Consider the following 11,905-nt stretch of genomic DNA (forward strand, 5'->3'; position numbering starts at 1 on the left):
CCGCCCGGTCGAGTCCGAGACAGCCCTCTCGGACTCGACACACGACACAGCCATCAGGAGGCTTCGTATGACCAAGCCGACCACCAGCAAGCCCACCACCAGCAATTCGGGAATTCCCGTGCCCAGTGACGACCAGTCGCTGACCGCGGGCGCGCAGGGACCGATCCTGCTCCACGATCACTACCTCATCGAGAAGATGGCGCAGTTCAACCGCGAGCGGGTCCCGGAGCGTGTGGTGCACGCCAAGGGCGCAGGTGCGTTCGGCGAGCTCGAGATCACCGGTGACATCAGCAAGTACACCAAGGCCAAGGTGCTGCAGCCCGGTGCCAAGACCGAGATGCTGGCACGCTTTTCTACCGTCGCCGGCGAGCAGGGCAGCCCGGACACCTGGCGCGATCCGCGCGGCTTCTCGCTGAAGTTCTACACCGACGAGGGCAATTGGGACCTGGTCGGCAACAACACGCCGATCTTCTTCGTCAAGGACCCGATCAAGTTCCAGGACTTCATCCGCAGCCAGAAGAGGATGCCCGATTCCGGTTTGCGTGACAACAACATGCAGTGGGATTTCTGGACCCTCTCGCCGGAATCGGCGCACCAGGTCACGTGGCTGATGGGGGATCGCGGCATTCCGAAGTCGTTCCGCCACATGGATGGATTCGGCTCGCACACGTACCAGCTGATCGCCGAGGACGGCACGAAGACCTGGGTGAAGTTCCACTTCAAGACCGACCAGGGCATCGACTACCTGACGCAGGACAAGGCCGACGAAGTTGCGGGTACATCGCCCGACCACCACCGCCAGGACCTCTTCGGGTCGATCAAGAACGGCGACTTCCCCAGCTGGACCCTCAAGGTCCAGCTCATGCCGTACGACGAGGCCGAGAACTACAAGTACAACCCGTTCGACCTCACCAAGGTCTGGTCGCAGAAGGACTACCCGCTGATCGAGGTCGGCAAGATGACCTTGAACCGCAACCCGGAGAACTTCTTCGCACAGATCGAGCAGAGCTCGTTCGAGCCGTCGAACACCGTGCCCGGCATCGGCTTCAGCCCCGACAAGATGCTGCTCGGACGCGTCTTCTCCTACGCCGACGCACATCGGTACCGCATCGGGGCGAACTACGCGCAGCTGCCGGTCAATGCCCCGAAGTCCGAGGTCAACTCGTACTCCAAGGACGGCAACATGCGGTACTCCTTCAACTCTCCAGAGACGCCCGTCTACGCGCCGAACTCCTTCGGCGGCCCGTCGGCAGACACGAACAAGTACGGCGACGACGGCGCGTGGGACTTCGAGCCTCGCTTCGTGCGCACCGGCTACATCGAGCACCCCGAGGACGGCGACTTCGTCCAGGCCGGCAACCTTGTCCGCGAAACGATGGACGACGCGCAGCGCGAGCGTCTGGTCGGGAACATCGTCGGCCACGTCCTCAACGGGGTCAGCGAGCCCGTTCTGAGTCGCGTGTTCGAGTACTGGACCAACGTCGATCCGGAGCTCGGCAAGAAGGTGGAGGAAGGTGTTCGGTCGCAGCAGGACGAGACCGCACCGACCACTGGCGCAGGCGCGATCGACGATCCCGCCGACGAGGCCGCAAAGGTCTGATCGAAGGGATCGGCGTCACAGCGATGATGCCGCCGATCAGGAACAACGTGCGCCGACCTGCCGTTGTGTAGTACAGACGAAAGAACAATACTGGTGTGCGATGCATACCGTCGTCCAACGGCAGGGAGGCCACATCATGACGAACCCCATCACCAGCACGCTCGACGCAGGCCAGCAGAAGATTGCGGGCGACGCTCTCCAGGGCACCGTGGTCGATCTCATCGACCTCTCGCTCATCGCGAAGCAGGCGCACTGGAACGTCATCGGCAAGAACTTCCGTTCCGTTCACCTCGAACTCGACGAATTGGTCACCGCTGCACGAGAATTCACGGACCAGGCGGCCGAGCGGGCGACGGCTATCGGCGTCAGCCCGGACGGCCGGGCGGCCACCGTCTCCTCGACTGCAGGCACCAAGGGCTTCGGTGCCGGGTGGACTCAGGACAGCGAAGTGGTGCCGGCCGTCGTCGACAACATCGGTGCAGTGGTCGAGCGTCTGCGTGGACGTATCGCCGACACCGGTGAAGCAGATCCAGTGACGCAGGACCTGCTCATCGCCATCACTGCTCGGCTCGAGCAGCTGCATTGGATGTGGCAGGCCCAGGCCAGCTGACCCCCGATTCGACGCAGGCCCCGTACCGACCGGTGCGGGGCCTGTTGTTGTTTGCGTGTATAGGCCACGGGTATTCAGCGCTCCATGTCAGAAAGCGCTCCCACGGTCGACGCGGTCCTGCTAGATATCGACGGCACGCTCGTCGATTCCAATTACGTGCATGTGGACGCGTGGTCCCGCGCGTTCCGCGACGCCGGGCAGGAGGTGCCGTCGTGGCGCATTCATCGCAGCATCGGAATGGACGGCTCGAAGCTGCGGGAGGCGCTGGTCGGTTCGGCGGACAGTCCGCTGGCCGAAAAGGCCAAAGAACTGCACACCGAGTACTACGCGGCTGCGTCCGAGACTCTGGAAATTCTGCCTGGCGCTCGGGAGCTCCTGGCGGAGTTGAGTAGTCGTGAACTTACCGTCGTTCTCGCAACCTCGGCACCCGAGAACGAGCTGTCCACTCTGCGCGATCTGCTCGAGGTCGAAGACTCGGTGGCAGTGGTGACGTCCGGAGAAGACGCCGACGTGGCAAAACCGGAACCCGACATCATCGGTGTCGCTCTGGAGCGCGCCGGCGTCGACGCCGAGAACGCCATCATGGTGGGCGACAGCGTCTGGGACATCGAATCCGCCGGCCGAGCCGGAGTGCGGGCCATCGGGGTGTTGAGCGGAGGTATCTCGCGCGGCGAGCTGCTCGACGCGGGTGCTGTGGCCGTGTTCGACGACCCGGCAGACCTGTTGTCGCACCTCGAGGACAGCCCGATCTTCTCCCGTGAGGCACGTGCGTGAGCGACGCGCGAAAGCCGCATCCGAGGGTCGACGGCTACGTCCCGATCGAGAGTTACGGAGCGATCGGGGACGGGCGAACGGTGGCGATGGTGGCCGACGACGGACGCATCGACTGGTTCCCGGTGCCCAACTTGGACTCACCGCCGCCGTTCGCAGCGTTGCTGGATGCGATCGGTGGTGGGCACATTGCGCTGAGCCCCACGGAGGAGTTCACGGTGGAGCGCGAATTCGTGTCGGGGACCAACGTTCTGGCCACCACCTTTCGTACCGATACCGGCACGGTTCGGATCACCGACTCACTCAACACCGGCGTCGCCGGACGTCTGCCCTGGGTCGAGTTGGCCCGCCGGATCGACGGTCTCGACGGGACGGTGGCACTGGCGTGGGCGGTGGCCCCGGGAACGATGCTGGGCTCCGCATCGCCGTGGGCCTACCAGACCGAGCATGGCACCGTCCTGCGGATCGACGGATTGACCTTGGCGGTAAGAACTCTGGGCATCGAGAACGTACACGTGGCAGACCGGGCGATCAGCGGTGTAGTCACGACCGCCCCGAGATCTCGCCACGTTCTGGGTGTGGTGGGCACGGAGAACGAACCGCTACCCCTGCCCGATCCGCAACACCTCGACGAGGGAATCGACCGGACGATCGACAACTGGCGGGTGTGGTCCGACGAATTCTCGTACGAGGGCCCGTGGTCGGAGCATGTCGCTCGTAGTGCACTGGCGCTGAAACTGCTGTTGCACAGTCCATCCGGTGCCATCGCGGCTGCAGCGACGACCTCGCTGCCCGAGAACCGCACCGGTGGCAAGAACTGGGACTACCGCTACGCCTGGGTGCGCGACGCCGCGTACACCATTCGCGCGCTGCACCGATTCGGTTTGCGTGAGGAGATACACGCGGCGGTGGCGTGGCTGCTGAAGGTCATTCGCTCCAACGACCCACTCGTCAACGTGTTCTATACTCTCGGCGGCGAATTGCCCGGCGGCACAGAACAACCCGACGTTCCCGGCTGGCGGGGTGTGGGTCCGGTCGTCAACGGCAACGCCGCAGCGGATCAGCTGCAGCTGATGATCTTCGGCGACCTGTTCTCGATCATCCGTCAGTACGTCGACGCCGGCAACATTCTCGATGCGCAGACCGGGCGGTTGTTGGCGGCCATCGCCGACGAAGCGTGTGATCTGTGGCAGCGCAAAGACGCCGGTATCTGGGAACTCGAAGTAGAGCAGCACTACACCAGCTCGAAACTGGGTTGCTGGCAGGCGCTCGATTGCGCGGTGCACCTCGCCGAGGCCGGCGAAATCCCCGGAATCCCGGACCGGTGGAAGGCGGAGAAGGAGACGATCCGTCGCTACATAGAAAGTGAGTGCTGGTCGGAAGAGCGGCAGACGTACCTGGCCTACCCCGGTGCGGAAGGCCTGGACGCGTCGGTGCTGTTGGCCGCCGAGATGAATTTCGATCGTGGAGAACGACTTTCGTCGACCATCGATGCGCTGGTCGGCGAGCTCGGTGTGGGGCCGCTGATGTATCGCTACAGCGGCGTTGCCCAGGAAGAGGTGACGTTCGTGGCCTGCGCCTTCTGGCGGGTATCGGCGTTGTCGTGTGTCGGCCGCGACGACGAAGCGAAAGCTCTGATGGATCAGTTGGTGGAGCACTCGAACGACGTCGGGCTGTACAGCGAAATGATCGATGCTTCGGACGGGTCGTTTCTGGGTAACTTCCCGCAGGGCTTGAGCCACCTGGCCCTGGTGAATGCGGCGCTGACAATCGCTCGCTCGCACGACGCAACCACGTGAACCGCAACCTCTAGCGCAAGGTGGGATCGTATGGATTTGGGAATCGGCGGAAAGGCCGCACTGGTGACCGGAGGCGACTCCGGCATCGGATGGCACACCGCGAAGTTGTTGCTGGACGAGGGCGTTCGTGTCGTCATCAGCGACAAGGACGGTGAGAAGCTCGATGAGGCCGCGAAGAAACTGGGCGCGCCAGACGGCCAGTTGTTCGCCTTCGCGGCAGACGTGACCGACACCGAGGCCGTCGAACAATTGGCTGCCCGGACGCAACAGGCCGTGGGCGACATCGACATCTTCGTCCAGTCCTCGGGCGTGACGGGCGCGCAGGGCATGTTTCACGAGATCGACGAAGAAGGGTGGCGCTCCACCCTCGACATCGACCTGATGGGCCCCGTTCGGTTACTGCGGGCATTCCTGCCTGCGCTGCGCCGCGGCGGTTGGGGCCGCGTCGTGCTGGTGGCCTCCGAGGACGCAGTCCAGCCGTACGACGACGAATTGCCCTACTGCGCAGCCAAAGCCGGTGTACTGGCCCTCGCCAAGGGTCTCTCACGCAGCTACGCGTCGGAGGGGCTGCTGGTGAACGCTGTCTCTCCGGCCTTCATCCACACCCCGATGACCGACGCGATGATGGACAAGCGCGCCGAGGAGAAAGACACCGATCGTGACGGTGCCATCGAGACCTTCCTCGACGAGGAGCGTCCGTTCATGGAACTGGGACGTCGAGGCGAACCCGAGGAAGTTGCCGCAGTCATTGCATTTCTGTGCTCGGACCGCGCCAGCTTCGTCAACGGATCCAACTACCGAGTCGACGCCGGTTCCGTCGCAACAATTTAGGAGAAGTGCATGACGAATTTCGGATACACCCTGATGACCGAGCAGAGCGGCCCGAAGGAGCTGGTGAGATACGCCGTCGGTGCCGAGAAGGTCGGCTTCGACTTCGAGGTCAGTAGCGACCACTACTCACCGTGGCTTTCGTCGATGGGTCATTCGCCCTACGCCTGGACGACGCTGGGCGCGGTGGCCCAGGCGACCGAACGTGTCGAGTTGATGACGTACGTGACGTGCCCGATCATCAGGTACCACCCGGCGGTCGTCGCGCAGAAGGCCGCGACCTTGCAAATCCTGGCCGACGGCCGCTTCACCCTGGGCCTGGGCAGCGGTGAGAACCTCAACGAGCACGTCGTGGGGGAGGGCTGGCCGTCCATCGACAAGCGACAGGACATGTTCGTCGAGGCGCTCGAGATCATCAGGGCCCTGCACGCCGGCGGCCTGGTCACGTACGAGGGTAAGCACTTTCGCGTCGACTCGGCCCGAATCTGGGACCTGCCCGAGGGTGGGGTCCCGATCGGAATCGCAGCCGGCGGTGAGAAGGCCGTGGCGCGGTTCGCCGAGTACGCCGATCACCTCATCGCCACCGAGCCAGACGCAGACCTGGTCAAGGCGTGGTCCGACAACCACGAGGGCCCGGCGCGGTCCATCGGACAGATCCCCATCTCGTGGGATCCCGACAAGGACGCTGCCATCGACCGCGCGCACGACCGATTCCGCTGGTTCGCCGGCGGCTGGGCCGTCAATGCGGACCTGCCGACCACGGCCGGATTCGCCGGAGCGACGAAGTTCGTCCGGAAAGAGGATGTGGCCGAGACGATCCCGTGTGGACCGGACCTCGACGCCATCGTCGAGGCCGTGAAGCCCTACTGGGAGGCCGGCTTCACCGACATCGCACTGGTGCAGGTGGGCGACGAGACCCAGGAGCGCTTCCTGGACGAGGCTGCCGGACCGCTGTTGGAGAAGTTGCGCGCCGCGTCCAGCTGACCGTCGACTACGCACGAGACCCCGATCGAGATCCTCGATCGGGGTCTTGTCGTCGTGCGGCCGGTTTGTCGTGAAACGTGGCTACGGAGCCAGGCGCGGCAAATTCTTCGAGATGCTCGACGTCAGTGCCTTGCCGACGACTGCGGCCATACCGGGAATCGGTGCGTCGAATCCGATCGTGTAATACAGCTCGGTTCCGCCGTCGGTGGTGGGCGTGAGCTTTTGCACGCCCCAGTGGCCGCTGAGCGGACCGCCCTTGGTGATGCGGTACTCGATGAGCGTGTTCGGCTTGGAGACGGTCGTGGTCTCCTCGAACGCGGGGAGCGGACCCAGCTTCAGGCTGCGGGCCGATCCGACGCCGTTGCGGGTGGTGTCGCCGTCGCGCACGCGCTTGATCTTTGCCATGAACAGCACGCCCAGGTTCTCGTGCTCGGACAGCGCCGCGAAGACGACGTCGGGGGGAGAGGCGAACCGGTGCTTCACATGTACGCGGGTGGGTGTCGGCATGACTCACAGTAGCGTCGATCAGGCAAAGAAAAAGGACCCACACGAGTGGGTCCTTTTCTCTGTCCAACTGTCGGGGTGGCGGGATTCGAACCCACGACCTCTTCGTCCCGAACGAAGCGCGCTACCAAGCTGCGCCACACCCCGTGTACCGCTGGAGAAGTCTAACTCACGACTGCCTCGGAACGCGAAACGCCCTCGTCGGAGACATTTTTCGGGCCCTTTCTGGAGGCCGGAGTCAGTGTGATCAGGGTGGCCTCGGGTCGGCAGCAGAACCGCGCCGGCGCGTAGGGCGAGGTTCCGATGCCCGCGGAGACGTGCAGCTGGGTGTGCGCGCCCCACTTCGACGGCCCCTTGACCCGCGAACGGTCGATGTCACAGTTGGTCACCAACGCGCCGTAGAACGGCAGGCACAACTGACCGCCGTGGGTGTGCCCGGCGAGGACGAGGTCGTAACCGTCCTGGGCGAACCTGTCCAACACCCGCGGCTCCGGCGAATGCGTGATGCCGAGGCGCAGGTCGGCCAAGGGATTCGGCTGACCGGCGATGGTGTCGTATCGATCGCGCTTCAGGTGGGGATCGTCGACGCCCGCCGCCGCGATGCGTACCCCGGCAACCTCGAGTTCGCGGCGCACATGCGTGACGTCGAGCCAACCTCGCTCGGAGAACGCCGCCCGCAGATCGCGCCACGGTAGCGATTCACCCGTCGTGCGCTTGTGGTTCTTGTCGAAGTACTTGAACGGGTTCTTCGGCTTCGGCGCGAAGTAGTCGTTGCTGCCGAACACGAACAGGCCCGGCCGGCCGAGCATCGGACCCAGTGCCTGCACGACGCTCGGGACCGCGCGTTGGTGGGAGAGGTTGTCTCCGGTATTGACCACCAGATCGGGCTCGAGCCGGTCCAGTTCACGGAGCCAGTTCTGCTTCATCCGCTGGCCGGGCATCATGTGCAGGTCGCTGATGTGCAGCACCCGCAAGGTCGCCGAACCCGGCTCGAGCACGGCCATCGACGTCTCGCGCAGCGTGAATGCATTGCGTTCGATCAGCGTGGCGTAACCGAGGCCCAACGCGGCGGCACCTGCCGTTCCGATCACCGAACTCTTCACCGGTGACGCTCTCACGGCATCTCGCGCGTGCTCGGCAACAGAGCGCACCGTCGTGGAGGCACTGCGCAGTTGGTTCGAGGTATTGCGCAGTTGCGTCGTGGAACGGAGAAACGAGGGACTGAATTGTGCGGACACCTCATCCACGATACGGCAGCAACCCGATATGAACGTGCGAGCCGACGACTGTTCCGCGTAGCGTTTCCGGCATGTCCGAACTCAAGGCCCGTCTCCGTACCGACCTCACCGCAGCGATGAAGGCGAAGGACAAACTCCGCCTGGCAACGCTGCGCATGATCCTCGCCGCCATCCAGACCGAGGAGGTCTCCGGTAAGGAGGCCCACGACCTCACCGACGACGACGTTCTCAAAGTGCTTGCCAAGGAAGCGAAGAAGCGCGGCGAATCGGCGGAGATCTACACACAGAACGGACGCGGCGAACTCGCTGCCAACGAGCATGCAGAGGCTCAGATCATCAACGAGTACCTGCCCACTCCGCTGACGGACGAGGAACTGGCCACCATGGTCGACACCGCCATCGCGCAGGTTGCCGAGGATCTGGGGGAGCGGCCGGCGATGAAGCAGATGGGCCAGGTCATGAAGATCGCGTCGGGTCTGGCCGCAGGCAAGGCCGATGGCTCGCGGCTGTCGAAGGCCGTCAAAGACCGCTTGTAGTGCGCTGCGCGCAGTGGTGCGGTTATGTGCCCCAGGAGGGCCGTAACCACACCACTGCCGCAGGCACTAGCGAGGTGCCGTCAACCCGGGGATTGCCGGAATCTGGATGCCCGGGGGTAGGTCCGGTATGCGAATACTCGGGAGCGCAGGTGCCGGAGCCGGTCGAACCGAGCCGTCACTGACGTAGATCGTGATGTTCGCTCCCGGTACCGCGCTGCCCGACGGAGACGTCGACACCACGGTGCCGCGGGCAGCCTGGTCGGCCGTCATCACCGCCGTCACCTGGAAGCCCGCACCCTGCAGCGTGGACGTCGCCGAGGACTGGCTCTGGCCGCTCACATCGGGAACCTGGCCGTTGGCCGAGCCGCGGACGTACTTCTGGTCGACGGGTGGCAACGTCACGGGTCCGAAGTTCGTGGCGATCGGGCTCATGGCGTCGAACCACGTCCGTGCCGGCTCGTTGCCGCCGAACAGGTTGCCCGATCCACAGGGTCGCAGCGGGAAGGAACAGATCTCGCTGGGCGTCGGTGAGTCGCCGTAGGTGTACACGGCGGCGGCGTAGTTGTTGGTGAATCCGAGGAAGCCCGAGGATCGGTTGGACTCGGTCGTTCCGGTCTTACCGGCCATCGGCAGGCTCCAGCCGACCGAAGCAGCGGCGGACGACGACGTGCCGCCTGCCTGGTCGTCCTTGCTCATCGCGTTGGCCAGGGTGTTCGCCAAACCGGGCTCGACGACCTGCTCACACGTCTGGTGAGCGACCGGTACGGGCTTGCCGTCGCGGTCGAAGATCGAATCGATCGGCGTGGGCGGGCACCATTTGCCACCGGACGCCAACGTGGCAGCCACGTTGGACAACTCCAATGGGTTGACCCAGGTGGGCCCGAGGGTGAACGAGCCGAGATTCTGACTCTTCTGGAAGTCGGCCATCGACTGCTCGGTGCCCGACGAACCCGGGTCGTTGTACGAGCGCAGGCCCAGGCGCACGGCCATGTCGACGGTCGGCGTGACGCCCACGGACTCGATCAGCTTGACGAATGCGGTGTTGGGGGACTGAGCCAGTGCGTCGGTGATGGACAGCGCGGGTGGGTAGTTGCCCGCGTTCTCCACGCAATACGTGGAAGGGGGGCAGCCCCGGGCACCGCCGTCGCCGACACCCTTGACCTCGACGCGTTTGGGAACCTGCAGCGTGGCGCTGGTGCCCAGTCCTCGCTCCATGGCGGCGGCGGTGGTGAAGACCTTGAAGATCGAGCCCGCTCCGTTGCCGACGAGGGAGTGCGGCTGCGGTTGCACGGTCTCGTTCTCGTCGCCGTTGAGGCCGTAGGTGCGGCTGCTGCCCATCGCGAGGATGCGGTGTTGATCCTGCCCCGGTGCGACGACGTTCATGACCGTGGCGACGCCGTCCAGGTCCGGGCTGGTGTTCTCGACCAGCGCGGCCTTGGTGGAGTTCTGCACGGCCGGATCGAGTGTCGTGCGGATGAGGTATCCGCCCTTGTCGATCTGCTCCTGGCTGATGCCGGCCTCGGCAAGGTACTCCAGTGCGTAGTCGCAGAAGAACCCGCGGTCACCTGCCGCGATGCATCCGCGGGGCAGGGTCTGCGGCACCGGCAGCACGCCCAGTGGCTCGGACTTGAGTGCCTCGAGCTCCGCGGCGCGTTCGGGAAGGTTCTGAATCATCGTGTCGAGCACGGTGTTCCGCCGCTCGATCACGCCCTCCTCGTTGGTGTACGGGTTGAGGGCCGAGCTGGACTGCACCATGCCGGCGAGCATTGCTGCCTGGACGGCGCTGAGCTGGCTGGCGTCGATGCCGAAATAGGTCTGGGCCGCGTCCTGGATGCCGAACGACGCGTTACCGAACGGCACCAGGTTGAGGTAGCGGGTGAGGATCTCGTCCTTGGTCAGTTCCTTGTCGAGCGTCAACGCCATCCGGATCTCGCGGATCTTGCGGGCGGGAGTCGTCTCGATGGCTGCGCGGCGCTCGGCGTCGGTCTTGGCCACCACGAGCAGTTGGTAGTTCTTCACGTACTGCTGATCGATGGTGGACGCGCCCTGCTCCACCTGGCCGCTGGTGGTGTTGGTCAGGAACGCACGCAGCGTGCCCTGCCAGTCCACGCCTCGGTGCTCGGCGAAGCGGCGGTCCTCGATCGAGACGATGGCGAGCTTCATCTCGTTGGAGATCTGGTCGCTCGGTACTTCGAAGCGGCGCTGTTCGTAGAGCCAGGCGATGGGAGCGCCGTTGATGTCCGTCATCGTCGAGACGGCCGGTACCGCGCCCTCGACCAACTCGGCCGAGACGTTGTCGACGGTATCGGCGGCGCGGTTGGAGGCGTACCCGAACCCTCCGGCCAAGGGGAACATCACGCCGGCGACCAACGCACCGGCGAGTGCTGAACATCCGGCGAGCTTCGCCACGGTTTTTCCGACTGACACAGGACACAGCGTACGTGGGTGCTGCTCGCACCGGCATCAGGCCGCAGGCTCTGTGTGCTGCGCCCCTGCTCGGGACGGCCGTACCAGAAATGTGACCCCGCCGTCTTGCATTCGCGGCCCGCGTTGACCTAAATTATGAGCACGGTGTGATTCACGTAACACTTGATAATGATTGTGGGGCAGCTCTTAGAATTTGTGCTTCGTCAGCGAGGTACAAAGTTCCTTGGAGCCTCCGGGTCGTCCAGCGAGGGCGACCGACACGCAAAGGGGTATCCGCATGCACACGACAACCGCGCCGACGCGACTCGATGTAGAAGAAGCAGAAGCACGCATCGCCTGGGTGTCGCACGCCCGCTGCAAGGGCACGGATCCGGATCAGCTCTTCGTTCGGGGTGCAGCGCAGCGCAAGGCCGCCACGATCTGCCGGCACTGCCCGGTACTCATGCAGTGTGGTGCGGATGCACTCGACAACCGAGTCGAGTTCGGTGTGTGGGGCGGAATGACGGAACGCCAGCGCAGGGCGCTGCTCAAGCAGCACCCCGAGGTCGACTCCTGGTCGGAGTTCTTCGAGAGCCAGCGTCAGCAGCAAGCCGCGATCTAGCCGCTTG

The 11,905-nt window shown here is 64.7% G+C and carries 11 protein-coding genes and 1 tRNA gene; 8 read left to right on the forward strand and 4 right to left on the reverse strand.

The genetic code is table 11. The features are described 5' to 3' along the window. The first annotated feature begins 67 nt into the window (after positions 1–67). The 6 genes from ACIGGF_RS13560 to ACIGGF_RS13585 all read left to right on the forward strand — a co-directional run bounded on the left by ACIGGF_RS13560 (position 68) and on the right by ACIGGF_RS13585 (position 6,592). Complete coding sequence (locus tag ACIGGF_RS13560; protein WP_397521829.1) at positions 68–1,600, forward strand: catalase; 1,533 nt, start codon at positions 68–70, stop codon at positions 1,598–1,600. Positions 1,601–1,736: 136 nt separating this feature from the next. Beyond that, positions 1,737–2,210: a Dps family protein gene (locus ACIGGF_RS13565; RefSeq protein WP_397521830.1), complete on the forward strand. Its 474-nt coding sequence runs from the start codon at positions 1,737–1,739 to the stop codon at positions 2,208–2,210. Between the two features lie 84 nt (positions 2,211–2,294). Beyond that, entirely contained in the window at positions 2,295–2,984 is a 690-nt protein-coding gene (locus ACIGGF_RS13570; RefSeq protein WP_397521831.1) for an HAD family hydrolase, read from the forward strand. Then, a complete protein-coding gene (locus tag ACIGGF_RS13575; RefSeq protein ID WP_397521832.1) occupies positions 2,981–4,780 on the forward strand; it encodes a glycoside hydrolase family 15 protein in 1,800 nt (599 codons plus the stop codon). Before ACIGGF_RS13570 ends, ACIGGF_RS13575 begins: the two co-directional genes overlap by 4 nt. A gap of 30 nt (positions 4,781–4,810) precedes the next feature. Continuing rightward, on the forward strand, positions 4,811–5,611 hold the full coding sequence (locus ACIGGF_RS13580) for an SDR family NAD(P)-dependent oxidoreductase (RefSeq protein ID WP_397521833.1): 801 nt from the start codon (positions 4,811–4,813) through the stop codon (positions 5,609–5,611). 9 nt (positions 5,612–5,620) lie between these two features. Further along, entirely contained in the window at positions 5,621–6,592 is a 972-nt protein-coding gene (locus tag ACIGGF_RS13585; RefSeq protein ID WP_397521834.1) for an LLM class F420-dependent oxidoreductase, read from the forward strand. An 81-nt stretch (positions 6,593–6,673) separates the two neighbouring features. Here ACIGGF_RS13585 and ACIGGF_RS13590 read toward each other — a convergent pair whose 3' ends face one another. The 3 genes from ACIGGF_RS13590 to ACIGGF_RS13600 form a co-directional block, all read right to left on the reverse strand. Then, a complete protein-coding gene (locus ACIGGF_RS13590) occupies positions 6,674–7,099 on the reverse strand; it encodes an SRPBCC family protein (RefSeq protein WP_397521835.1) in 426 nt (141 codons plus the stop codon). A gap of 70 nt (positions 7,100–7,169) precedes the next feature. Further along, positions 7,170–7,243, reverse strand: a tRNA-Pro gene (locus tag ACIGGF_RS13595). Between the two features lie 17 nt (positions 7,244–7,260). Beyond that, on the reverse strand, positions 7,261–8,214 hold the full coding sequence (locus tag ACIGGF_RS13600) for a metallophosphoesterase (protein ID WP_397521867.1): 954 nt from the start codon (positions 8,212–8,214) through the stop codon (positions 7,261–7,263). 191 nt (positions 8,215–8,405) lie between these two features. Here ACIGGF_RS13600 and ACIGGF_RS13605 point away from each other — a divergent pair, with 191 nt between their 5' ends. Continuing rightward, positions 8,406–8,870 carry a GatB/YqeY domain-containing protein gene (locus tag ACIGGF_RS13605; protein ID WP_397521836.1) on the forward strand — a complete coding sequence of 155 codons (465 nt, stop codon included), beginning with the start codon at positions 8,406–8,408 and terminating at the stop codon, positions 8,868–8,870. 66 nt (positions 8,871–8,936) lie between these two features. Here the strand turns inward: ACIGGF_RS13605 and ACIGGF_RS13610 are convergent, their stop codons facing one another. Further along, entirely contained in the window at positions 8,937–11,279 is a 2,343-nt protein-coding gene (locus ACIGGF_RS13610) for a transglycosylase domain-containing protein (protein ID WP_397521868.1), read from the reverse strand. A gap of 295 nt (positions 11,280–11,574) precedes the next feature. Here ACIGGF_RS13610 and ACIGGF_RS13615 point away from each other — a divergent pair, with 295 nt between their 5' ends. Continuing rightward, positions 11,575–11,898 carry a WhiB family transcriptional regulator gene (locus ACIGGF_RS13615; protein ID WP_397521837.1) on the forward strand — a complete coding sequence of 108 codons (324 nt, stop codon included), beginning with the start codon at positions 11,575–11,577 and terminating at the stop codon, positions 11,896–11,898. Positions 11,899–11,905 lie beyond the last annotated feature (7 nt).

Origin of the sequence: Rhodococcus sp. NPDC078407, assembly GCF_044542515.1 — a bacterium.
Taxonomy (GTDB): Bacteria; Actinomycetota; Actinomycetes; order Mycobacteriales; family Mycobacteriaceae; genus Rhodococcoides.

Coding starts and splice junctions, on each gene's coding strand:
- ACIGGF_RS13560 (WP_397521829.1), top strand. CDS start 68: ATGACCAAGCCGACCACCAGCAAGCCCACCACCAGCAATTCGGGAATT.
- ACIGGF_RS13565 (WP_397521830.1), top strand. CDS start 1,737: ATGACGAACCCCATCACCAGCACGCTCGACGCAGGCCAGCAGAAGATT.
- ACIGGF_RS13570 (WP_397521831.1), top strand. CDS start 2,295: ATGTCAGAAAGCGCTCCCACGGTCGACGCGGTCCTGCTAGATATCGAC.
- ACIGGF_RS13580 (WP_397521833.1), top strand. CDS start 4,811: ATGGATTTGGGAATCGGCGGAAAGGCCGCACTGGTGACCGGAGGCGAC.
- ACIGGF_RS13585 (WP_397521834.1), top strand. CDS start 5,621: ATGACGAATTTCGGATACACCCTGATGACCGAGCAGAGCGGCCCGAAG.
- ACIGGF_RS13590 (WP_397521835.1), bottom strand. CDS start 7,099: ATGCCGACACCCACCCGCGTACATGTGAAGCACCGGTTCGCCTCTCCC.
- ACIGGF_RS13605 (WP_397521836.1), top strand. CDS start 8,406: ATGTCCGAACTCAAGGCCCGTCTCCGTACCGACCTCACCGCAGCGATG.
- ACIGGF_RS13615 (WP_397521837.1), top strand. CDS start 11,575: ATGCACACGACAACCGCGCCGACGCGACTCGATGTAGAAGAAGCAGAA.